The sequence below is a fragment of the Arthrobacter sp. Ha26 genome (genome assembly GCF_059091705.1).
The window spans coordinates 1,066,773-1,087,450 of sequence record NZ_JBNHGX010000001.1 but is presented as its reverse complement, the minus strand read 5'-3'; the positions used below and the strand labels follow the sequence as shown (position 1 = coordinate 1,087,450).

Annotated in this window: 21 protein-coding genes and 1 riboswitch; of the genes, 6 read left to right on the top strand and 15 right to left on the bottom strand. The window is 64.2% G+C overall.

Annotation, left to right across the window (positions count from 1 at the left end; all coding sequences use genetic code 11):
- Positions 1 to 84: 84 nt before the first annotated feature.
- Positions 85 to 912 (bottom strand): glycoside hydrolase family 25 domain-containing protein, encoded by an 828-nt coding sequence (locus AC5RVY_RS05185; protein ID WP_493953609.1) that lies wholly within the window; start codon positions 910 to 912, stop codon positions 85 to 87.
- A gap of 177 nt (positions 913 to 1,089) precedes the next feature.
- Between AC5RVY_RS05185 and AC5RVY_RS05180 the strand changes: the two genes are divergently transcribed.
- Both AC5RVY_RS05180 and AC5RVY_RS05175 read left to right on the top strand, forming a co-directional pair.
- Positions 1,090 to 2,613 (top strand): UDP-N-acetylglucosamine 1-carboxyvinyltransferase, encoded by a 1,524-nt coding sequence (locus AC5RVY_RS05180; protein ID WP_493953608.1) that lies wholly within the window; start codon positions 1,090 to 1,092, stop codon positions 2,611 to 2,613.
- Positions 2,614 to 2,680: 67 nt separating this feature from the next.
- Positions 2,681 to 3,910, top strand: a complete 1,230-nt coding sequence (locus tag AC5RVY_RS05175) for a glutamate--cysteine ligase 2 (protein WP_493953607.1) — start codon at positions 2,681 to 2,683, stop codon at positions 3,908 to 3,910.
- Positions 3,911 to 3,955: 45 nt separating this feature from the next.
- Here the strand turns inward: AC5RVY_RS05175 and AC5RVY_RS05170 are convergent, their stop codons facing one another.
- Positions 3,956 to 5,659 carry an HNH endonuclease signature motif containing protein gene (locus AC5RVY_RS05170; protein ID WP_493953606.1) on the bottom strand — a complete coding sequence of 568 codons (1,704 nt, stop codon included), beginning with the start codon at positions 5,657 to 5,659 and terminating at the stop codon, positions 3,956 to 3,958.
- Between the two features lie 101 nt (positions 5,660 to 5,760).
- On the opposite strand from AC5RVY_RS05170, the gene AC5RVY_RS05165 reads away from it, so the two are divergent.
- Positions 5,761 to 6,063, top strand: a complete 303-nt coding sequence (locus AC5RVY_RS05165; protein ID WP_493953605.1) for a DUF1905 domain-containing protein — start codon at positions 5,761 to 5,763, stop codon at positions 6,061 to 6,063.
- Positions 6,064 to 6,074: 11 nt separating this feature from the next.
- Here the strand turns inward: AC5RVY_RS05165 and AC5RVY_RS05160 are convergent, their stop codons facing one another.
- From AC5RVY_RS05160 to AC5RVY_RS05150, 3 genes are read right to left on the bottom strand one after another with little or no spacing between them, the layout of a single operon-like run.
- Entirely contained in the window at positions 6,075 to 7,283 is a 1,209-nt protein-coding gene (locus AC5RVY_RS05160) for an O-succinylhomoserine sulfhydrylase (protein ID WP_493953604.1), read from the bottom strand.
- Positions 7,284 to 7,694 carry a rhodanese-like domain-containing protein gene (locus tag AC5RVY_RS05155; RefSeq protein ID WP_493953603.1) on the bottom strand — a complete coding sequence of 137 codons (411 nt, stop codon included), beginning with the start codon at positions 7,692 to 7,694 and terminating at the stop codon, positions 7,284 to 7,286.
- Positions 7,691 to 7,969, bottom strand: coding sequence for a DUF1737 domain-containing protein (locus tag AC5RVY_RS05150; RefSeq protein ID WP_493953602.1), 279 nt, complete (start codon positions 7,967 to 7,969; stop codon positions 7,691 to 7,693). The genes AC5RVY_RS05155 and AC5RVY_RS05150 overlap by 4 nt, the downstream gene beginning before the upstream one ends.
- 13 nt (positions 7,970 to 7,982) lie before the next feature.
- Positions 7,983 to 8,097: riboswitch (SAM riboswitch) on the bottom strand.
- Between the two features lie 363 nt (positions 8,098 to 8,460).
- Between AC5RVY_RS05150 and opgC the strand changes: the two genes are divergently transcribed.
- Positions 8,461 to 10,854: an OpgC domain-containing protein gene (opgC, locus tag AC5RVY_RS05145; RefSeq protein ID WP_493953712.1), complete on the top strand. Its 2,394-nt coding sequence runs from the start codon at positions 8,461 to 8,463 to the stop codon at positions 10,852 to 10,854.
- Positions 10,855 to 10,969: 115 nt separating this feature from the next.
- On the opposite strand, the gene AC5RVY_RS05140 is transcribed toward opgC, so the two are convergent.
- The gene (locus AC5RVY_RS05140) at positions 10,970 to 11,224 is read right to left on the bottom strand and encodes a hypothetical protein (protein WP_493953601.1); all 255 of its coding nucleotides are present in this window, start codon (positions 11,222 to 11,224) and stop codon (positions 10,970 to 10,972) included.
- Between the two features lie 232 nt (positions 11,225 to 11,456).
- Between AC5RVY_RS05140 and AC5RVY_RS05135 the strand changes: the two genes are divergently transcribed.
- A complete protein-coding gene (locus AC5RVY_RS05135; protein ID WP_493953600.1) occupies positions 11,457 to 12,164 on the top strand; it encodes a TetR/AcrR family transcriptional regulator C-terminal domain-containing protein in 708 nt (235 codons plus the stop codon).
- 45 nt (positions 12,165 to 12,209) lie between these two features.
- Here AC5RVY_RS05135 and AC5RVY_RS05130 read toward each other — a convergent pair whose 3' ends face one another.
- Positions 12,210 to 13,136, bottom strand: coding sequence for an aminodeoxychorismate lyase (locus tag AC5RVY_RS05130; protein WP_493953599.1), 927 nt, complete (start codon positions 13,134 to 13,136; stop codon positions 12,210 to 12,212).
- Between the two features lie 92 nt (positions 13,137 to 13,228).
- Between AC5RVY_RS05130 and cls the strand changes: the two genes are divergently transcribed.
- Positions 13,229 to 14,704: a cardiolipin synthase gene (cls, locus tag AC5RVY_RS05125; RefSeq protein WP_493953598.1), complete on the top strand. Its 1,476-nt coding sequence runs from the start codon at positions 13,229 to 13,231 to the stop codon at positions 14,702 to 14,704.
- On the opposite strand, the gene pabB is transcribed toward cls, so the two are convergent.
- From pabB to AC5RVY_RS05085, 8 genes are all read right to left on the bottom strand, one after another.
- Positions 14,705 to 16,828 carry an aminodeoxychorismate synthase component I gene (gene pabB, locus AC5RVY_RS05120; RefSeq protein WP_493953597.1) on the bottom strand — a complete coding sequence of 708 codons (2,124 nt, stop codon included), beginning with the start codon at positions 16,826 to 16,828 and terminating at the stop codon, positions 14,705 to 14,707. It abuts the gene before it with no gap.
- Between the two features lie 16 nt (positions 16,829 to 16,844).
- Positions 16,845 to 16,985 (bottom strand): ribosomal protein bL36, encoded by a 141-nt coding sequence (locus AC5RVY_RS05115; RefSeq protein WP_493953711.1) that lies wholly within the window; start codon positions 16,983 to 16,985, stop codon positions 16,845 to 16,847.
- Between the two features lie 26 nt (positions 16,986 to 17,011).
- Complete coding sequence (locus tag AC5RVY_RS05110; protein WP_493953596.1) at positions 17,012 to 17,548, bottom strand: low molecular weight protein-tyrosine-phosphatase; 537 nt, start codon at positions 17,546 to 17,548, stop codon at positions 17,012 to 17,014.
- A 130-nt stretch (positions 17,549 to 17,678) separates the two neighbouring features.
- Positions 17,679 to 18,302, bottom strand: a complete 624-nt coding sequence (locus AC5RVY_RS05105) for a LysE family transporter (RefSeq protein ID WP_493953595.1) — start codon at positions 18,300 to 18,302, stop codon at positions 17,679 to 17,681.
- A 22-nt stretch (positions 18,303 to 18,324) separates the two neighbouring features.
- Positions 18,325 to 18,717: a type II toxin-antitoxin system VapC family toxin gene (locus AC5RVY_RS05100; RefSeq protein WP_493953594.1), complete on the bottom strand. Its 393-nt coding sequence runs from the start codon at positions 18,715 to 18,717 to the stop codon at positions 18,325 to 18,327.
- Positions 18,714 to 19,013, bottom strand: coding sequence for a type II toxin-antitoxin system Phd/YefM family antitoxin (locus tag AC5RVY_RS05095; RefSeq protein WP_493953593.1), 300 nt, complete (start codon positions 19,011 to 19,013; stop codon positions 18,714 to 18,716). Before AC5RVY_RS05095 ends, AC5RVY_RS05100 begins: the two co-directional genes overlap by 4 nt.
- An 82-nt stretch (positions 19,014 to 19,095) precedes the next feature.
- On the bottom strand, positions 19,096 to 19,914 hold the full coding sequence (locus AC5RVY_RS05090; RefSeq protein ID WP_493953592.1) for a methyltransferase domain-containing protein: 819 nt from the start codon (positions 19,912 to 19,914) through the stop codon (positions 19,096 to 19,098).
- Between the two features lie 71 nt (positions 19,915 to 19,985).
- Positions 19,986 to 20,555 (bottom strand): MarR family winged helix-turn-helix transcriptional regulator, encoded by a 570-nt coding sequence (locus AC5RVY_RS05085; RefSeq protein WP_493953591.1) that lies wholly within the window; start codon positions 20,553 to 20,555, stop codon positions 19,986 to 19,988.
- Positions 20,556 to 20,678: the final 123 nt, after the last annotated feature.

The following is a 20,678-nucleotide window of genomic DNA, read 5'->3' as shown; positions in this document are numbered from 1 at the left end:
CTCAAACCGCGGGTCTTGGCATCAGTCTTCGGGCGGATGCAGCAGCGCAGGGAGCAGATCCAGGGACCCTCTTCAGAAAGCGGCTCAAAGGCAGGAGTAGTCGTAATCGAATCCCCGTGACACGAACTGAGTGAGCGTTACCTTGCCGCCGGCCGTCAGCGGCGGGTTGGAGCAGTTGCCCTTGGCGCTGGTCAGGGTGCGCGCCCCTGCCAGCCAGCTTGGCAAGGAGTAAAGGTTGCTGGAGCTGCCGACAGGTCCGACGATCTGGCTCCATTGCGAGCCGGTTGAATAGATTCCCACACCAGCGGCCTTGATGCTCCGGAACAAGTCCGTCATGCCTTCCAGGACAGCTCGGTTGGCGACTTTGTCCGAGGTGGACCAGCTGTTGCCGGTTTCCACGTCCAGCCACCACACGTACTGTGACGGGTTGCTGATACCGCGGATATAAGCGTCGTCATAGGCCTTGGCGTAGCCGTACATGTAGGCGCAGGCCTTACCGTAGTCCCTTTCCTTGCAGGAGCCGTAGGGGTTGTGGACGGGGGTGCCGACGGGATACTCGTCACTGCTGGGCCACCATGAGCCGGCGCTGCCCGGATTGGCCGTGTTGACGTAAAGGGAGACCTTTGGTTGTGGAGTGCCGCCGGACGAGGTTGCAGCCCACTTCAGCTGTTCAGCGAGGCAGGGGTTAGTGGTGTTGGCGAGGCCGTTGTTGACCCCCACGATGCCGAATGCCTGTCCCGTCGGCAGGTCCTTGCCGCACTGCGGCCAGGAGATGTCATTGCCAAGCAGGGACTGCGTGCCCTCTCCCGGTGACGGGGCTGCGGAAGCCGGCCAGGCAGGTATCAGTAGCAGGGCCGCCAGCAGCAAAGCAGCCAGTCGGGCTGCGGGCCGGGTGTCTCGGAACGGACGCATGGGGGCCTCCATCGTCTTTGAAGAGAAGCTCAGACCAGTTTCCTCCCCAACAGAGAAGCGGGTCAAGATAATGAGAAAACGGGTTCTTCTATCGCACGTAATGGGTAAACGCTCTCCGTTTTCCCGGCGTTCGGGCAGCATGGCGAGCTGATAACTCATTTATGATATATTTTGTGCATGACGCAGGAGACCACGGAACACGTTGCCGCTATGCTTCGGGATGCCCGGAGCGAGAAGGGCTGGACCCAGGGCCAGCTGGCCGCTGAGCTTGGCACCAGCCAAAGTGCCATTGCCCGGATGGAGCAGGGCAAGCAGAACCTGAGCCTCAAGATGATCCAGCGCCTCGAGACTATTTTTGGCCGAAGCATCGTCAATGTGGGTAAACCCCAGATGACCCACCTGCGCGTGGAGGGCGGGCGGACCCTGTCCGGTGCAGTGGACGTCAACAGCAGCAAGAACGCCGGCGTGGCGCTGCTGTGCGCCAGCCTCATCAACCGCGGCACCACCGTTCTTCGCCGTCTTGCCCGCATCGAGGAAGTCAACCGCATTGTCGAGGTGCTTACCAGCATCGGTGTGGATTGCACGTGGCTCAACGACACTGACCTCCAGCTCCGCAGGCCCGATGTCCTGGACCTTGGCGCCATGGACGTGGAGGCTGCCCGCCGCACCCGCAGCGTCATCATGCTGCTGGGGCCACTGCTCGATGAGTCCGCGGAATACCGCCTGCCGTACGCCGGCGGTTGCGACCTGGGCACCCGAACTGTCGAACCGCACATGCAGGCGCTGCGCCAGTTCGGTCTCAGTGTGGAAGCAACCCAAGGCTTCTACACCGTGCAGGCGCCCACTGCCGATACCCGCGCCCGGTCCTTTGTACTGACCGAGCGCGGCGATACTGTCACTGAAAACGCCATCATGGCAGCGGCGCACCGCGAGGGAACCACCGTGATCCGCAATGCCAGCCCCAATTACATGGTTCAGGATCTGTGCTTCTACCTGCAGATGCTCGGAGTAAGCATTGAGGGCGTGGGCACCACCACGTTGAAGATCACCGGCCGCCCCGTGATCAACGCCGAGATCGAGTACTTCCCTTCCGAGGACCCCATCGAGGCCATGAGCCTCATCACCGCGGGTATCGTCACCAATTCAGAGGTGACCATCCGCCGCGTGCCCATCGAGTTCATGGAGATCGAACTCGCCACGCTCGAGCAGATGGGCCAGCAGCTGGAGATATCCGGCGAGTACATGGCCCGCAACGGCCAGACCCGGCTGGTGGACGTAACCACCAAACCGTCCGAGCTGAGCGCGCCTGAGGACAAGATCCACCCCATGCCGTTCCCCGGCCTGAACATCGATAACCTGCCGTTTTTTGCGGTGATCGCCGCAAACGCGAGCGGGCAAACCATGATCCACGACTGGGTGTACGAGAACCGTGCCATCTATCTCACGGAGCTCAACCGGTTAGGGGCACAGGTGCAACTGCTGGACCCCCACCGAATCTACGTCAACGGCCCCACCAAATGGCGTGCTGCAGAAGTTGGCTGCCCGCCGGCTCTCCGCCCAGCCGCCTGCCTGTTGCTGGCCATGCTGGCAGCGAGGGGAGTATCCGAGCTGCGGAACATTTACGTCATCGAGCGCGGTTACGAGGACCTGGCTGAGCGGCTGAACACTATTGGGGCCAAGGTGGAGTACTTCCAGGACTGACCATTAACGCTTCGTCATGAAGTGCCGATGGCCCTCAAAAGTCCCTGCCCTGTCGCAGAATGTGAGTATGCGTACATTCGGCGTGGAGGAAGAACTCCTGATCGTTGATCCGGAGAGCGGTGAACCGTTGGCCCTGGCTGATGCGCTGCTGGCCGGACGGCGGATGGCGGCCGATGATTCTCCGGCCGACCCTCATGCTCCGGAAAATGAAGACAAAACCGTTTTCGACGACGATGAGATGGGCCTGAGTGCTGAACTCAAGCTGGAGCAGATTGAGACGCAGACGCGGCCGTGCCTGGACTACCAGGAGTTGCTGGAGCAGATCCGGGCCGGGCGGGCGCTGGCGGACAGGGCTGCCAGGAAAAACGATGCGCGGGTGGCGGCGCTGGCCACCTCGCCTTTGGGTTTGTCTAGCCACACCACTCCTGATCCCCGTTATGCTAGGATGCTGGAGCGGTTCGGCCTCACCGCCCAGGAGCAACTGACCTGCGGCTTCCACGTCCACACCTATATCGAGTCGCACGACGAAGGCGTGGCGGTGCTGGACCGGATCCGCGACAAGCTCGCCGTCCTGACGGCCCTCAGTGCCAATTCACCCTTCTGGAACGGCTTGCAGACCGGCTTCGAGAGCTACCGTACGCAGGCGTGGAACCGGTGGCCAACTGCCGGTCCTTCCGGAATCTACGGGAACTACTCCGCTTACCGGCGGGTGGTTGCCCGGCTCCTGGATAGCGGTGTAATGCTCGATGAAGGGATGCTTTACTTCGACGCGCGGCTGTCGCGGAACCATCCCACCGTTGAGGTCAGGGTGGCAGACGTCTGCCTTCGGGGCGAGGATGCGGCGCTTATTGCCGTATTGGTGCGGGCGCTTGTGGAGACTGCGAGCCGCGAGTGGAACGACGGCGTGGAACCGGCTCCGGTGCCTACCGTCCTCTTGCGTATGGCTTCCTGGCAGGCGAGCAGTGCTGGACTTGGCGGGGAACTGCTCGACTTTGGGACTTTCCGGCCGGCACGTGCAGCAGACGTGGTGCGCAGCCTGGTGGATTACCTCGCCCCGGTGCTTGAGGAGCAAGGCGAACTTGCCTTGGCCCGGCAAGGGGTGGAGGACATTATTGCGCGTGGAACAGGGGCAGCCGAACAGCGGATTGTCCGGGACAGGGCCCTGGCAGCTTCAGAACCTGACGACCTCGGTTTCGGCGCTGTGGTCCGGCACGCTGTGGACGTCACCATGAGGGGCTCACTGGATCTTTCCAAAGTCGATGGCGCTCCCGAACTGCTGCGGGTCAGGCAGTCTTAGTTGCTGTCCTCACGGCAGGCCCCATGGCAGCCCCAACGGGAGACCTCAGGGCACCCAAAAGGATTCGCTCAGCCAGAGGGGCCAGCCCGGAAAAGGGTCTTCGGGCAGTTTCGGTGGGTGGGCGTAGAAGTCGGCCCAGATGGGATCGTCGGGCGCATAGTCGTACGGATTTTCCAGGTTGTCCTCGACTGGTTCTTCAAAGGGCGGGTCAACGTTGGGGAAGTCTAATCCGGGTGCTTCGGTTGTGGGTGGATCCTGCGCAGGCGTGAGGAATCCGGCTGTGTCGGTTGCACCAGTCAGGAGTCCGGGTGGCCATTGTGGTGGTTCCCGGTCGGGTTGTTCGGCTTTGTAGTGGCGGCCGGTGGGTGAGGTCCAGCCGGGTGGCTCGTTTTGGGTGGCTGGGGCGGGTGTCCAGCGGCTGTTGTGTTTGAGGCGGTGGTGTTTGGGGCAGAGTTGGGCGAGGTTGCTGATGCCGGTGGTTCCGCCGTGCTGCCAGGCTGTGAGGTGGTCGGTGTCGTTGTCCGGGGATGGGTTGTTGCAGCCGGGGAAGGTGCATTTGCCGTCCCTGAGGTGCAGGGCTTTTTTCATGGCTGTGGTGAGGCGGTAGTTGGTGCGGCCGATTTCCAGTGGTGCCCCGTCCCGGGGATCAACGAGTACCCGGTAGAACGAGCTCGCCCCGTCGGTGACGAGTTTGCGGGCCATCGAGGCCGGGATCGGGCCAAACCCGTCGAGGGTGGCGGGTTCGTCGGTGAGGCCGAGCAGTGCGAAGACCGGGACGGTGACGAGCACGTCGGCCCTGGGTGCCGAGACTTTCCCGGTTGTTGGGATTTCTCCTGCCGCGGTGTCCTGCCTTGAGGTGGCCCCTTCTGCAGAATCCCCGTCACGGATGTCCTCTGCGGGGGCGCCCGCCCTGCCGGCTGCAGCGGGGGCGCCGAGCAGGAGGCTGGCGGCGATGTCGGGCCGGAGTTGTGTCATTGTCCGGGGTTCGTCGGGGCCTTGAAGGCCGCGGGCGAGGGCCGTGGTGCGGTTCCAGATGGCCGAGGCCTGGCCGGCGGGGAGGTAGAGCGAGACCCAGGCCATGCCGTCGCGGTCCGGGGTGCATTCCATCCGCCGGTCCGCGGCGCTTTTGGTGTGGCGTTTTTCGAGGGATTCGGGGTGGTGGCGTTCACGCCAGCTACGGACTCGGCACCGGAACCGGGAGGGTATCAGTTCACCCGCGGCGGCTCCGCGGGCCGGGTTCGGGTTCAGAATATGGGCGGCCAGGGCGGCTGCGCCGGTGGGGTCGAGGTTGTCTGTTTCGTCGGCGATGATCCTGGCGTGCATCCAGGAGATGGCGCCAGTGGATAACGCGTCGAAAGCTTGGGGGAGGGCGGTGAGTTGTCGGGATTGGGTGACGAGTGCTCCGGCGGCGGCGGCGCTGATGGTCAGGACCCCGGCGATTTCCTCGACCGCGGACATCTCGGCGTAGGTCCGTTCGTGCACGGGCGCGTCAGGCGGGGTCATCGCGTGCTGAATTTCGATCGCCTCGGCGGCGTCCCGGGCTTTCACCGCGGCCAGCTGGGCCTCCAACCGAGACACTACCGACATCCGTTCCAGCCGGATCTCATACTGGCGCTGCAGCACATCCACACCAGCACCTGCAGTGGCGCCGTCACTCAGGGCGGCATCTTCGAGGAAGAGCGCATCGAGGCCCGCGACGGAGGCATAAATACCCTCCATCGCCGCTGCCGTGCCCGTCCCGTGTCCCATACAAACATCATCCAACCGGGGTCTGACATTTTCCGGGGCGATGTCCGGGTCCGTAGAACTGACTGTGGCGTCAGCCGAAGGCGGCGTGCCATACTCGGCGCGTGACGGCGTCGTATTCCTTCAAAGCTGAACTATCGCTCTATCCCGGGGAGGCTGGCTGGCATTTCGTGACCCTGCCGGCAGAGGTTGCGGACGAACTTCGCGTTCTCACGGCAGGGGCCAGCAAGGCGTTCGGCTCCATCAAAGTCTCCGCCGAGGTGGAGGGACACTCCGGGCAGACATCGCTCTTCCGGGACAAGAAGAGCGGCTCATACCTGCTGCCCGTTAAGAAGGACATCAGGGACAAAGCGCACCTCAGTGAAGGCGACGAAGTAGAGGTCCACCTCGCCATCCCTGACGTGTAGTAGGCAAAAAGCTAAATCTGCTTGAGAGCCTGTTCCAGGTCGCTAATGAGGTCGTCCACGTCCTCCAGCCCAACGGAAAGCCGGACAACTCCGTCGCTCAGGCCGATCGCAGCCCTGCCCTCGGGTCCCATCGCCCGGTGGGTGGTGGTGGCCGGGTGGGTGATGAGCGACTTGGCATCGCCGAGGTTGTTGGAGATATCGATGATCCGCAAGGCGTCGAGCAGCGCAAACGCGGCCTCCTTGCCGGAACCGCCGCCGGAGGGGGCAAGTTCCAGCGTGAGAACAGTTCCGCCGGCACTCATCTGCTTCGCGGCCAGTTCGTACTGTGGGTGCGACTTCAGCAGAGGGTACTTCACCCAGCTCACGGCAGGCTGCTGCTCCAGCCACTCGGCGATCCGCAGGGCGGAGGCGGAGGAGTGGTTGACGCGCAGCGCCATGGTCTCCAGGCCCTTGGTGAGGACCCAGGCGTTGAACGCGGACAGCGACGGGCCGGTGTGGCGCATCAGCTGCTTTACTGGCCCCTCGATAAAGTCCTTGGTGCCCAGGATGGCGCCGCCCAGGACCCGGCCCTGGCCGTCGATGTGCTTGGTGCCGGAGTAGACAATGACGTCGGCGCCCAGTTGGCCGCAGCGCTGCAGCAGGGGAGTCGCAAAGACGTTGTCGACGACGACGGTGGCACCTGCCGCGTGCGCCAGTTCGCTGACCGCGGCAATGTCCACAATTTCCTGCATGGGGTTGGACGGCGATTCGAAGAAAACAGCGGTGGTTGGCTGGGACAGGGCATCGCGCCACTGGTCCAGGTCAGGGCCATCCACGAATACCGTCTCTACGCCCCACCGCGGCAGGATTTCGTTCAGGATCACAAAGCAGGAGCCGAACAGGGAGCGGGCGGCAACCACGCGGTCACCGGCAGCAAGCAAGGCTCCCAGAGCGGTGAAAACGGCGGACATGCCGGACGCCGTTGCAAAGCACGCCTCGGTCCCCTCGAGGAGGCGGAGCCGCTCCTGGAAGGTGGCAACGGAGGGGTTGCCGTAACGGGAATAGACGAACCGTTCGTCCTCGCCGGTGAAGGCCCGCTCGGCGGCGGCAGCGGATTCGTACACGAAGCCCGAGTTCAGGAACACGGCCTCGCTGGTTTCCTGGAAGTTGGTGCGGTCCAGCCCGCCGCGGACGGCCTGGGTATCAGGGCTCCAGCCCGCTGCGTCTTCGTTGAAGGTCACTTAGTTCTTTCCGAGGTTGGTGGGCAGGCCGCGGTTTTTCCAGCCGTTCACGGTGCGTTCGCCGTAGCGGTCCGGCTCACCTTCAAAGCCCTCCAGGACGTTATAGGAGGTGAAACCGGCCTGTGTGGCGGCGATGGCGGCAGCGATGGACCGCTGGCCGGAGCGGCACAGGAAAATCAGTTCAGTGGAGGAGTCCTCCGGCGCCTGCTGGCTCAGGTCCTTGAGGAAATCCGGGTTGGGGATGCCCCCGGGAAAGGTCCACTGGATGAACAGCGGATCGTTCTCCGTGGCCTTGGTGTCCGGGATGCCAATGTGGGCCCATTCGCCCTCCGTGCGCACGTCCACCAAGATGGCGCCCTGTTCAAGCTTTTCCCATGCTTCCTGCGGGGTGAGGTCTCCTGCGTAGCTCATGCGTGGCCCTCGCCGTCGAATTCGAGGTCCTCGGAGGCCGCTTCCAGGTTGTCCACGGCGGTGGCAACGGCGGCATCGGCGGACGCGATTGCTGCCGGCAGTATCACGGCCTGGGCCACGATGACGCTGCTGCCGTTGAACGTTGCTGCTGGGCTGCCGTGCAGCACATAGCCCTCCGCCAGGGCTGCGGAGATCCGCTCGCAAAATGCACGGTCGTCCGGGCCGCTGATGAGGCGGTAGGACAACTTTTCTTCAGGGGCAGGTGCGTCAGACACGACGGATCTCCTTCTCTCACGCTTGCAGCTCGAATCGGTCGATATGCCGAGTATTCACCTGAGGCACCCCGCCGCGGAAGGAGGGTTGCCGACCGGCCAGTCAGGGCTTGGCGCCGGTACTCATTACTCCCCAAAAACGTAACACTTGGCGCCCGGGGCCGCACCGCCGCCGTCGTCATGTTCCGTAACCGAAGCGCCCGCAAGGCGCCTGAAGCATTCGGGGGCGGTTCCTGGAAGATTTGGAGTCGTACGACGGCGGGGGCCGCCTTGGGTGCGGAAACGGGGGTGTCCCATGCGGCGGTATTCCGGCGGATAGAGTTCTATCGGGGCGTCGCCCCCTGGTCAGAGGAGAGTTTATGGGGGTCCCTATCAGCACGCCAACAGCTGCCTCGCTTCACTGCCGGGCAGGGGAGCTCCGCCCGCTTCATCCCTGGGGTCGGTACCGCTCCCGCGCATCCTTTGCCCGCACCGGTGCTGCCCTCATAGCCGCAATGATGATTACCGTCCTGGCAGTCATACTGCCCGCCGGTTCGGCGCAGGCGGCAAGGAGCTTTCCTGAGGACGGCAAGCCGCTGCTGGGGGCAGTCCTGGAATGGGGCGAGGACACCGCCGCCGGTTTCGCTGACCGGCTCGGAGCGTCCCCTGCCCTTTTTGGACATGACATTGCCATCCCTTTCCGCGGCTCGGAGGAGAATGACATCCGGGGATTCCTGGAGCAGGCATCCCGGCAGGGAGCCCACGCGATGCTCACCGTGAACCCGACGGTGCCGCTAAACCAGGTCACTGATCAAACTGCCGCCTCATTCGCCGGGGAGGTGGAGCGGCTGACGGTGAATTTCAAGGGCCAAGTACTGATCAGGTTTGCCCCCGACATGAATGCCAGTTGGGTGGAGTGGGGGCAGCAACCTGACGCCTACCGCGCCGCGTTCCAGACGGTGACTGCAGCCTTCCGGGAGGCCGGCACTGGAGGACGCACGGAGATGGTGTGGGAACCATACCTGGGCAAGGATTACCCGTTCGACCGGAACCGGAACGCACCCGCCCCCGGAAGTGACGGGTTCGCCCTGCTCGATACCAACGGTGACGGCGCCTGGAACACCTTTGATGCGGCGTATGCCCCCTACTATCCAGGGGACGACGCCGTGGATTGGGTGGGCCTGACCGCCGTCCACGACGACACAGGCGGCGGCGGCCCCGTCAACAGCGTGCCCCGGCCGAACGAACTCCAGGAGATGCTCACCGTTTCCGGCGGGGAAAACTTCTATGGGGCATATGCAGCGGGGAAGGACAAGCCGTTCCTGCTGGAGACCTCCGCGTTCTACAGCCCCGCTTCCGGAGGTGCTTCTGATGTGGACCTCAAGGTGGGCTGGTGGGACCAGGTCATTGATGATGCCACGTCTGCGGACTTCGCCAAGACGGCGGCTGTGGTCTGGGATGAGCGGACAAGCACCAGGGACACCGGTGTGGCAAGCATCGACTGGCTGCTCACCGGAAACCCTGTGGTCGCCGACGCTGCGCGGGGCCGGCTCGAGGCCTCGCCCGTTGTCACAGGTCCTGCCACCGACGTCAGCGCCGGCAGTGGGTACATGCCCGCGAATACCCTCGCGGGGGCAGCTGCCTGGACGGTGGGCGCAGCGCTGGTCATCGTCCTGATTGCGCTGTGGCAGGTACCGCGACGGGTCAACGCCGCAACAGCGTGGAGCTACGCGGATCCCTCAATGAGGGATTCCCGGGTGGATTTGCTGCGCGGGTTGGCCATCGTATTTGTGGTGGTGAACCACCTGGGGATGACCTCACTGTTCCAGCTGGTTACCCAGGAGGCGGTAGGTTTCGTCTCCGGGGCCGAGCTCTTTGTCCTCTTCTCGGGCCTGGTAGTGGGCATGGTTTACGGGCCCAAGGTCAGCGAGGACTTCGGGACCGTGGTAGACCTGACTGCACGCCGCGCGGGCAAGCTCTACGTGGTGGCGCTCGTGGTGCTCATCAGCGTCTTCCTGGTGTCCCTGCTGCCCATATTCCAGACTGATGCGCTCACCACCTTCGTCGACCAGCGAACCGGCGGCACAGGCCAGAACGGCGCCGGCCGCGCCTACGACCTCTACGCCGGGATGGACGCGCTTTTCCAGTTCCCTGTACCGCCGCAGGTCCTTCCGGCCATCCTGCTGTTGCAGTTCGGCCCGTGGCAGTTCAATGTGATGGGCCTGTACGTGGTGCTGCTGCTTGTCAGCCCGCTGATCCTGGCTGCGCTTAACCGGGGCAGGGCCATATGGGTACTCGCCGCCAGCCTGGCCGTTTACGCAACGGGCGCCGTGACGCGGTTCCGGGTCCTTCCCTCACAGTTTGAGGACGCATTCCCGCTGCTCGTGTGGCAGGTGCTGTTCGTCATCGGCATGGTGGCTGGGTTCCACCGGCAGCGCATCATTTCCTGGCTTGCGGACCACATGTGGATCGTCGCCGTCTGCACAGCGGCCGCGTTCGCCTTCGCATTCCTGTCCTGGGGCAACCCGTACCTGGCCAACGGCTTGGACCTCAGGCTCGCCATTCTTCCCGACAGCCTGTACCGGGGCATGTACGAACTCTTCTTTGGCCGCACGTACCTTGCCCCCGGCCGGCTGCTTAATGTCCTGGTTCTGGTGGTGGCCGCCTACGCGTTCCTGACTGCCTACTGGAAGCCGGTGGCACGCGCCCTGGGCTGGTTCCTGATTCCCCTGGGCCGGGCAACCCTGTACGTCTTCATCCTCCATGTGATGCTGATTGCAGCGATCTCCAACATCCCTGCACTCCGCCAGGGTGATATCTGGATCAACACGGCTGCCTACGCGCTGGTCCTGGGACTGCTGTGGGTGATGGTCCGGACGAGGTTCCTCTTCCGCATCATTCCCACCTGAGTGGTCCTCTGGTCTGTTGCCGCATACGAAAAGCTAAAGCAATTCGGAAAACCAACGCGAAAGGCGTGGAGCCCTGCCTTCCTGGCAGGGCTCCACGCCTTTGATGTCCCGGTTCTTACACGAGCCCGGGATAACTTGTCAGGATGTAATCGGCAGCTGCCGGTCCCTTCATGCGCAGGCCGCTGGGGCCTGCGGGAAAACGGTGCTTCATGGCTGCCCAGAAAACTGACTCTTTGCCCGGCTTCTGCTGGTTGATGAAGCACCAGCTGGTGTAGAGGCCGTAAAGCCTGTCGTCGTCGAGGGTTGATTCTGCCGCGTGGTCGGATTGGGTGGCTTCTTGGAGAAAAAGGTCGAACTGCGAATGTGCCATGACGGCGTCCCTTCGCTACGTGCGTGGTGCCGCCGTTCGGCTACAGCAGCGGGAACCTCACAGCCGTGCACAGGGCTATGGAGTGTGATCGATTCTTTGCGAATCGATGGCGCAAGGTGACGCTAACACCTCATCTACACTGTAGACTTTACCCGTAGACCACCAATACAGCAAGCGTCTGGAATTACATTCAGGCAGTACCTGCTTGCGGATCCAGGAACGGGAAAACCAAATGTCCTCGCCGAAGACCTCAGGCAGTGAAGGCCGCACCCGGAAAGCTCCGCTCAGCCGCGAACTGGTGCTGGCCAAAGCGCTCGAACTGGTCGACGCCGAAGGCTTGGACGCGCTGACCATGCGCCGTCTGGGCCAGGAACTGGGCCGTGATCCAATGAGCCTTTATCGTTACGCGGAAAACCGGGCGGCCTTGCTTGACGGAGTTTCCGAACTTGTCCTCAACCAACTCGCCATCGAGGCCGAGGACCCGGACTGGAAAGAACAGCTCAGGCACATCGGGCACAGCCTCCGGCTCCTTGCGCTCGAGCACCCGAATGTGGTGCCGCTGCTGGTGACCAGGCCGCTCTCCACACCGCTCGGGCTCAGGCCACTGGGCACTTTGCGTCCACTTGAACAAATCCTTGCCCTGCTGATTGGCGCGGGGTTTGATCCGGCCGGCGCCTTGCACGTTTACCGCGCCTACTACGGCTTCCTCTACGGTCACATCCTCAATGAACTGCAGGAGTTCGTGGTGGATCCGGCGGAAAATGAAGCGCTGCTGCGCCTCGGCCTGCACAGGCTGCCACCGAAAGAATTTCCCCGGCTGAGGGCGCTGGCTGCGGACCTCTCCGACTATGACGGCGAAGCAGAGCTGGACCAGGGCCTGACCATCCTCCTCACGGGCCTCGAGAGCCAGCTCACCAAGGAGTTCCGCTCGCCTGCCTGATCCGAACGCCGCCGAACGCCGGAGGTGCCAAAGACGATGCTCCTGCTAATTAATACCGGCGAAGAGCTCGTTCAGTTCGGCCGTCAGTTCCTTCTGCACAGAGGGGGTGCCCACTTCCTTGCCGTCGATCCGGTTCACCGGCGCAAGCATCCGCACACTTGAAATCAGCCAGACAGCATCGGCGTCCAACAGGTCCTGCGGCTCCAGGGGGCCGTAGCCCAACTCCCAGCCCGCGGCCTTGGCAGCCGCGAAGAGCGCACCTTGGGAGGTGCCCGCGAGGATGCCGCTGTCCAGCTGCGGCGTGACAAGGCGCTTAAGGGACGTGCCGTCGTCGGACGTTTCCACGTGTGCCATCAGCACGGTAGACGTGGGGCCCTCCAGGACGCGCCCGTCCGAGGAGATGAAGATGACGTCGTCGGCGCCCTGTTTCTGGGCATGGCGCAACGCGGCCATGTTGACGGCGTAGGAGAGGGTTTTGGCGCCGAGCAGCAGCCAGGGGGCGCGCTCGGCAGCATCGCTGTCGTAACCGCGGTCCAGCAGGATGACGTCGATGCCGGTTTCACGCTGGCGGCGTCCGACGGCACTGGCAGGGGACACCTGGACCCAGGACGTGGGCGTCGACGCGCCCTCCACCCCCCGGGTCACCACCAGCTTCACTACCAGTTCGTCGCCGGCAGCGGTGGGCGGGTGCTGGCCCCGGTGCTCAGATACGGCCGCCGTAACGGCGCGGCGCCACTCGTCCTCGCTGGGAATGACCAAATCCAGCGCCTCTGCTGAACCGGCAAGGCGGTCCAGGTGCGCCTGGATCTTTCGGACGGAACCGTCGACGGCGAGCATGGTCTCGAAAATCCCGTCGCCCCGCGTGGCGCCCTGGTCCGTCACCAGCAGCTGGGGCTGGGAAGCATCAGCAAGCCGGCCGTCAGGGAAGGCAGGATCGAGGAAAACGAGAACCACGTTGGCTGGAGAGGTCATGGGTCCAGCTTAGTGCGCCGCCCCCAGTAGGCTGGGCAGAGTGCCCTGGCCGAATCCGTCCGCCGGGAGCCTGTCCTCCGGGGGTTATTCACGTGTTGTGGCCATTTTCGCTTGCCGGCACCGCGCCGACGTGGGTGGTGGTGCTGCTGGCAGTCGCCGACCTGGTGATCAGGGTGCTGGCCTTGGGGATCATCCCGGGCAACCGGCGCCCCACGACCGCCATGGCATGGCTGCTGGGGATTTTCTTCGTCCCGTTCCTGGGCATCATCCTGTTCCTGCTGTTCGGCAACTTCAAGCTCTCCAGCCGCCGGCGGCAGCAGCAGCAACAGGTCAATGACAGGGTGCGGGCCGGTATTTCCTCGCTCGCTGACGTCGAGAGTGACTATCCCGGCCCGGAATGGGTGCGGTCTGCGGCGGAGTTGAACCGGCGGCTGGGCTCATTGCCCATGGTGGACGGCAACTCGGTGGATCTCCTCCAGGGGTATCCGGACTCGATCCTTGAGATGACCAAGGCCGTGCGGAAGGCGAAGAAGTTCGTCAATGCCGAGTTCTACATCATGAGCACGGACCACATCACCAACGACCTGATGACCGCGCTGGAGGAAGCCGCCGAGCGCGGGGTTGAAGTCCGCGTGCTGTTTGACCACATCGGCACCCTCCGCGTGAAGGGCTACCGCAAGCTGCTCAAGCGGCTGCGGGCCGGCAAGATCCAATGGAAGCGCATGCTTCCGCTCCTGCCCATCCACGGCCAATGGCGCCGGCCGGATCTGCGCAACCACCGCAAGATCATGGTGATCGACGGCGAAATCGCCTTCACCGGCTCGCAGAACCTCATCGAGCCCTCCTACAACAACCCCCGCCACCGGAAGGCCGGCCGCGAATGGGTGGAGCTGATGGCCTGCCTGCGCGGGCCCATCGTCACCACCCTGAACGTCGTTTTTGCCACTGACTGGCTGACCGAAACCGACGAGTCGTTGGAACACCAGCTGCAGCTCCCGTCCAACCCGCACCCCGGCAACGTCACGGCCCAGGTGGTGCCGAGCGGCCCGGGTTTCATCACCGAAAACAACCTGCGGCTGTTCAACACCCTCATCTACTCGGCGCAGCACCGGATTTCCATATGCAGCCCGTACTTCGTGCCGGACGATTCGCTGCTCTACGCCATCACCACTGCCGCCCAGCGGGGTGTGGAGGTGGAGTTGTTCGTCTCGGAGAAGGGCGATCAGTTCCTGGTCCACCACGCCCAGAGCTCCTACTATGAGGCCCTGCTGGAAGCCGGCGTCCGGATCTTCCTCTACAAGGCCCCCTTCGTGCTCCACGCCAAGCACTTCACGATCGACGACGAGGTTGCGGTGCTTGGCTCGAGCAACATGGACATGCGCTCCTTCTCGCTCAACCTTGAAGTGTCCGTGATGCTGCTCGGCGCAGACATCGTCACCAAGATGCGCGCCGTGGAAGACACCTACCGGGACATCTCACATGAGCTGCGGCTGGCCGACTGGGTCCAGCGGCCCCTGGCCACCCGATACGTGGACAACGTGGCACGGCTGACCGCCACGGTCCAGTAGCTAGCTTTCGGGGAACTTCGTGCCCAGTGTTGAGAGGACTCCGTAAGCCTTGGTGCGGATTTCCTCGTATTCCTCGTCGGGCACGGAGTCTGCGGTGATGGCGCCGCCGACGCCGAGGGTCAGTTCCGTGGTTCCGTCGCCTCCGGTGTTGATCACCAGGGTCCGGATGGCGACGGCGAGGTCCGTGGCCCCATTCAACGAGAAGTAGCCGATGGCGCCCGAATAGAGGCCGCGGCCCTCGCCTTCGAGCCGGTCCAAAATCGCCATGGTGCTGATTTTCGGCGCCCCGGTCATGGACCCGGCAGGGAAGCACGCTGCCACGGCCTCGGCCCGTGACGATCCGCGCTGCAGCGTGGCGTCGATGGTGCTCACCATCTGATGGACCGTGGCGTAGGTTTCGATGGCGCAGAGCCTGCTGACGGTCACGGAGCCCGGGACCGCGAAGTGGCTGAGGTCGTTCCGCAACAGGTCCACAATCATGATGTTCTCGGCGCGGTCCTTCAGGGACGTCTCAAGGTCGGCGCGCAACGCTGCGTCCTCGGCCGGATCGGAGGAACGGCCGCGGGTTCCCTTGATGGGCTCGGCGCGCATGCCGCCGTCGGAGGCTATCTTGAGGAAACGCTCCGGCGAAGTGCTGGCCACGGCCAGGCCGCCGAAGCGGAGGTAGCTGGCAAAGGGGGCGGGGTTTCTGCGCCGTAAGGCCAGATACGCCTGCCAGGGGTCAAGCGCGGTTGCGGGAAGACGGGCTGAGAGGGCGGTGGTCAGGCAGACCTCGTAGGTGTTTCCTTCGGTGATTTCGTTCTGCGCGGCCCGGACTTTCCCTTTGTACCCCGCGGCGGTGTCGCGGCTGCGGAAGGTGGGCGCCGCCGGAAGCACGACGCCGTTGCTGCCGCCGCCCGGAGCTGCCACGGCCGCCCGGGTTGCCGGGCCGGAGGCCGATTCGACGGCGGTTCGCGCCTTCAGGAGCCAATCATCGGCGTCCGGGGCGTCCAGTGCCAGGAGCCATACAGTGCCGTTGGCGTGGTCCAGGACCACCGCCCGTGCTGCGAAGATCAGGGCCGCGTCCGGGGTGGGAACAGTTTGATCGGATCCGCCGGTTTCCCGCTTGAGTTCGTAGCCCAGGCACCCGAGCCAGCCCAGCGTGAATTCGCCAGCGTATCCCTCCGGGGTGCTGACGGCCTGGTCTCCCCAGACGGCGTTGAGCCAGCGGAAGAATGGGCCTTCCACCGTGGCTGAGGCGCATCCCGCCTGCATCCTGCTGCGGCCGGAACGGTGCGTGACGGACTGGCCCAACAGCCCGCCGTCGTCCGCCATGATGCTGAAGCTGCTGCGCTCAGCGGCCGCAGAGCCGGCCTGTTCCTCCCGGGGAGAGCCCTCTCCCCCAGGGACACCGCTGGAAAAGTCTGCACCGGAAGCGCCCGCGTTGGAAGAATCCAGCCAGACAGCATTCGCCGAGGCGCCATAGAGGGAACTGAACAAGGCGGCGGCGTTCGGGCGTCCGTTCAGGCGTTCGGCGTGGAGGCTGAGGGCGCGCCGGGCCGAGAGTTCGGGGGCCAGCACCGGAGCCAGCGCGGGCAGGTAGGGGAGAAGCTGCAGCACGTCGGATGGGGCAGACCCGTCGGCGCGGTTCAGCACGCGCACGTCTGCGTGCTGCGGAACGTCGTCGGCGCCCAGCCACTCCTCTTCCTGTGCAGCCCACTGGTCCCAGTAGGGTTCGTAGGTTCCTCCGTCGCGGGCCAGGGCGCGGGACCGCCGGACCTCATCGGCGGAGTCCGCCCAGATGACAGCACTGAGCAGGGGCCGTGCCGTGGCGGCCGCCGCGCCCACGCCCTCAACGATCACAATCTCGGCGGGCAGCGTGACCCGGGGGTCGCCGTCGTAATGTCTTTCCCAATCCCAGCTAGTCCAGGTGGCGGCGTCGCCAAGGCTCAGGGGTTCCAGAACCGTGGCGACGTAGCGGTCGATGCCCGCCAGCAGCCCGTTCCAGCCCGGGTAGATGTCCTCGAGGTGGAACAGTGAAACCTTGTGGTGGGCACGCAGCCGTGCAGCCAGTTCGACGGCGAGGGTGGTCTTCCCTGCGCCCGAGCGCCCGTCGATGGCAATGATGACGGGGGCTGGGCTCATGAATTAGAGCGTACCGTTATCCCTGCCGGGCTTTCATCCGGGGGTTCTTTTTGTTGATGACGAACGTCTTTCCGCGCCGCCGGACAATCTGGGCGCCCGGGATTTTAGCGCGGGATTCGGGTAGTGCGCGGCGATGCGCGCTCCCTTGACTGTTGATGTTGTGGGCCGGTGCTGCGTTTCCTGTCAGCGCTGCCGCTGTAGCTGCGCGTTTTCCAGGACGGCCCCTTTGATGTATTCGACCAGCCCGGGCAGGGCGTTATGGACCTGGTGCCAGACGACGTCGAAGTCAGCCTGCCCGCCGTACCAGGGATCCTCAATCCCTTGGTCCAGCAGGTGCTTGTCCGCCAGCCGCGGATCAAAGCTGCGCAGCATGCGGATCTTGTTCCGCGATTCCTGGTCCGGGGCGGACTCGCTTAGCCAGGCGTGGTGGTCAATGTCCAGGGCAAGGATCAGGTCGCGTTCGCGGAACCAGGAGTGCTGCCACTCGCGGGCAATGTGTTTGCCCCGCGCGAGCTGGATGGCCCCCAGGCGCCGCGCGGCCCGCGGATCTATGGGCCGTCCGGCCTCGTAGCCGGTGGTGCCTGCCGAATCAACGGATACCAGGCCGCCCAGCCCTTCGCGTTCCAGCTCAGCGGCAAGCATCAGCTCAGCCATGGGGGAACGGCAGATGTTTCCGGTGCAGACGGCAATAACACGGTATGGGCTCGACGTTGAGTTCATAGACCCAAGCATGAGCGCTAACAGGCCTGTTGGCTAGCCATGGGTTCATGAAGGTTAACTGTCTTGTAAAGAAGCTGTGCTGTTCGTCATTTCCCTTCTGGGTTGCAGGGGGAGGGCGCTCAGAGGAGGCTCAGTGGAGGAGGGCCAGCAGGATTCCCACTGCCACAAACAGCGTGCCGAAGGACCGGTTGAGGACCAGCTGGCCGCGGGCGCTGTGGGTGAATTTCTCGAACGATCTGGCGGCCGCCGCGAAGAAGAACCACATCACTAGGATGTCGATGGCAACGATCGTCGCCGTCAGGACTGCATACTGCGCCAGGAGGGGTTGCTCGGGCCGGATGAACTGGGGCATAAAGGCGAGGAAGAAGATGATTGCCTTAGGGTTCAGCAGGTTTACCCAGAATCCGCGCCGGAAGATGGACCAGGCGGGCTCGTTCCGGAGCCCTGCAATCTTCTCCTGCTCGAGGTCCGGCTTGGCGAGGAACTGCCGGACGCCCAGATAAACCAGGTAGGCTGCGCCGGAGTAGCGGATGACGTTGAAGGCGATGGGCGAGCTTGCCACCAGGACTCCCACCCCAAGGGCCACGATCGCCACATGGACTACCAGGGCTGCCTGCTGGCCGAGGATTCCCCACATGGAGCGCCGGAACCCGGCGTTCAACGAGTTGCTCATCGTGTTGATGGCTCCGGCGCCGGGTGTGAAGCTGATTAGGACGCCGGCACCCGCCAGGGCGAGCCAAAGGGAAAATTGCACCAGCCAAGCTTAGTGCCAGCAATTACCAGAGGGTTGCCACCGGCCCGAAAGCCTGGAGGTTTTCATCCGCGGTAACGAGGGTGAGCCCCTCCACCATGGCCTGCGCCGCGAGCATCCGGTCAAAGGGATCCTTGTGGTCCCAGTCCAGTTGCCCCGCGGCCAAGGTATGGGGGGACGAGATTGCAAGTTCTGAAGCGTAAAGGTGGGCGATCTGCCGCCCAAAGCTCGTGATGATGGCCGCCCCTGACGGCAGTTTTCCCTGGTGATGCTTATATGAAAGCTCGTAGGCCGTCACCGGCGAAACGTACACTTGGTTTTCCAGCTTGGTGATCGAGCTCCGAGCCTTGCTTGAGAGCCGCTTCGGTTCGGCGACTGCCCACAGGAAAACATGCGTGTCGAGGAGAAGCCGCGTCATTCCGTGGTTCCCATCTCCTCGTCGTTCCAGGGCTCGTAGAACTCATCAGGGATGTGAAGAGGCCCCAGGAAGCCAAGTTCCCGCTTGTGGGGGCGCTCGATTTTCACCAGCCTGGCAACCGGCCTGCCTGCTTTGGCGATGACCACATCCTCGCCGTTCTCCACCTGGTTCAACAGCTCGGACAAGCGCGTCTTTGCTTCCTGGACGTTGTACTGTCCCATGTTGACCAAGTCTAGTTGGTCAACCTCGACCTGATAAGGCTCCGCCCAGTATTCGTTGTCGCCGTAGTAGTCCATGGCCCGACGATATTTGGTCGGATGGCAGACCTGGCATTCGGAAAGAGCCTGTGTGGAAAACCCTGAGCCTCCTTCTGAGTTCCTAAGCCCGCGCGATGACCTCGCCGTTGGGGATCAGGAACCAGCCGTCATCCGTGGATCCCCAGCGGTGCCAGCCGGCGGAGATCCTGGCCAGGTCCGCCGGGTTCGCGAAGCCGTATTCCAGTGCCTGCTCAGCGAACGCAGAATGGAGGACCCGCTCGCCCCACACGCGCGCCTGCCAGCGGCGTTGCTGACCCGTGGCGTAGAGCCAGTTGCTGCTGGTGGGCGCGACATCGGTGAAGCCTGCTGACTGCGCCCAGCTCACGAGCCGCCGCCCGGCGTCGGGCTCTGCTCCGTTCCTGCGTGCAATGCGCTGGTATAACTCCATCCACTCGTCCAGCTCGGGGATGGCTGGGTACCAGCTCATGCCGTGGAAGTCTGCTTCCCGGACGGCGACGATCCCGCCGGGCTTGGCCACCCTGCGCATCTCCCGCAGCGCCTCCACCGGGTCGGTCAGGTGCTGGAGCACCTGGTGGGCGTGCACGACGTCGAACGACTCGTCCTCGAAGGGGAGGTCGTAGATGTTGCCCGCTACGAATTCAACGTTCGCCACCTCGCGCTCGACGGCGAGGGCCTGGGCTTGGGCAATGATGTCCGGCGAGCGGTCCAGGCCGATGACCTTGCCGGGGCTGACCAGTCCGGCGAAATCGCAGGTGATGCTGCCCGGGCCGCAGCCGACATCGAGCAGGCCTGTTCCAGGCGTGAGGTGCGGCAGGACAAACGCGGCCGAATTCTCGGCAGTCCTGGCGGCATGGGCACGGACCACCGACTCGTGGTGGCCGTGCGTATAAACGTCGTCTTCGGGCTGCTGCGCACTCATAAGCAAACGCTACCCCCAACCAAGTAGCTCTAACTGTCGTTTTGACTCCTCAAAACGACAGTTAGAGCTACCTACTTGGGTGGGGAGCCGGGTGCGCTCGAGGATTCTTCCCGCGCCGCCACCGTGGCTTCCACCATTGCCGCCATGAACCGGGTGACCGTTTCCAGCTCCTCCGCGGAGAAGTTGGCCATTGCCCCGCCCATCTGGCGCGAGAGCGGAGCGAAGATGGCGCCACCGTCTTCGAAGGCCTTGGGCGTCATTCGAAGGTGCACCTGCCGGCGGTCGGCACTGTCCCGCTCGCGCACCACATGCCCGGAGCTGTCCAGCCGGTCGATCAGGGCGGTGGTGGCGGGGGAACTGAGGTTCAGTTCCTTCCGGAGCAGCCCGGGCGTGACGGTGCCCCCGTTTGCCGTATGGCGCATGATCACTGCCAGCGCATTCAGGTCCGTCCGGTGCATGTCCTTCCGGCCGCCGGCTGCGTCAACATATCGGTTGGCCTCGAGCGTGAACTCCTGAAGGAGCCGTATCAGCGGATGCGGGCCGTCACCCCCCTGAAGCCGCGGAGGTGGAGGGCCGGGGGCAGGGGCCGGCGTTCCCGGAACATCGTTGCCTGCCACGTCCACCTCCAATTCCTGCTGCATAGGTATGGCCGCGCCAGAGCGCCTCCTGCTCCCGGCCGTCCTGACGGATATTACTTCAGCAGCGGGGAGCCCTTGGTATCGGCGAGGGGAAGAAAAAGCTAGGCCAACACTTATCTCTATCGT

What these genes read in the sequence shown, in the direction of transcription:
- AC5RVY_RS05185 (WP_493953609.1), bottom strand. Translation starts at nt 912, where the DNA reads ATGCGTCCGTTCCGAGACACCCGGCCCGCAGCCCGACTGGCTGCTTTG.
- AC5RVY_RS05180 (WP_493953608.1), top strand. Translation starts at nt 1,090, where the DNA reads ATGACGCAGGAGACCACGGAACACGTTGCCGCTATGCTTCGGGATGCC.
- AC5RVY_RS05175 (WP_493953607.1), top strand. Translation starts at nt 2,681, where the DNA reads ATGCGTACATTCGGCGTGGAGGAAGAACTCCTGATCGTTGATCCGGAG.
- AC5RVY_RS05170 (WP_493953606.1), bottom strand. Translation starts at nt 5,659, where the DNA reads ATGGGACACGGGACGGGCACGGCAGCGGCGATGGAGGGTATTTATGCC.
- AC5RVY_RS05155 (WP_493953603.1), bottom strand. Translation starts at nt 7,694, where the DNA reads ATGAGCTACGCAGGAGACCTCACCCCGCAGGAAGCATGGGAAAAGCTT.
- opgC (WP_493953712.1), top strand. Translation starts at nt 8,461, where the DNA reads ATGATGATTACCGTCCTGGCAGTCATACTGCCCGCCGGTTCGGCGCAG.
- AC5RVY_RS05140 (WP_493953601.1), bottom strand. Translation starts at nt 11,224, where the DNA reads ATGGCACATTCGCAGTTCGACCTTTTTCTCCAAGAAGCCACCCAATCC.
- AC5RVY_RS05135 (WP_493953600.1), top strand. Translation starts at nt 11,457, where the DNA reads ATGTCCTCGCCGAAGACCTCAGGCAGTGAAGGCCGCACCCGGAAAGCT.
- AC5RVY_RS05130 (WP_493953599.1), bottom strand. Translation starts at nt 13,136, where the DNA reads ATGACCTCTCCAGCCAACGTGGTTCTCGTTTTCCTCGATCCTGCCTTC.
- pabB (WP_493953597.1), bottom strand. Translation starts at nt 16,828, where the DNA reads ATGAGCCCAGCCCCCGTCATCATTGCCATCGACGGGCGCTCGGGCGCA.
- AC5RVY_RS05110 (WP_493953596.1), bottom strand. Translation starts at nt 17,548, where the DNA reads ATGAACTCAACGTCGAGCCCATACCGTGTTATTGCCGTCTGCACCGGA.
- AC5RVY_RS05100 (WP_493953594.1), bottom strand. Translation starts at nt 18,717, where the DNA reads ATGACGCGGCTTCTCCTCGACACGCATGTTTTCCTGTGGGCAGTCGCC.
- AC5RVY_RS05095 (WP_493953593.1), bottom strand. Translation starts at nt 19,013, where the DNA reads ATGGACTACTACGGCGACAACGAATACTGGGCGGAGCCTTATCAGGTC.
- AC5RVY_RS05090 (WP_493953592.1), bottom strand. Translation starts at nt 19,914, where the DNA reads ATGAGTGCGCAGCAGCCCGAAGACGACGTTTATACGCACGGCCACCAC.
- AC5RVY_RS05085 (WP_493953591.1), bottom strand. Translation starts at nt 20,555, where the DNA reads ATGCAGCAGGAATTGGAGGTGGACGTGGCAGGCAACGATGTTCCGGGA.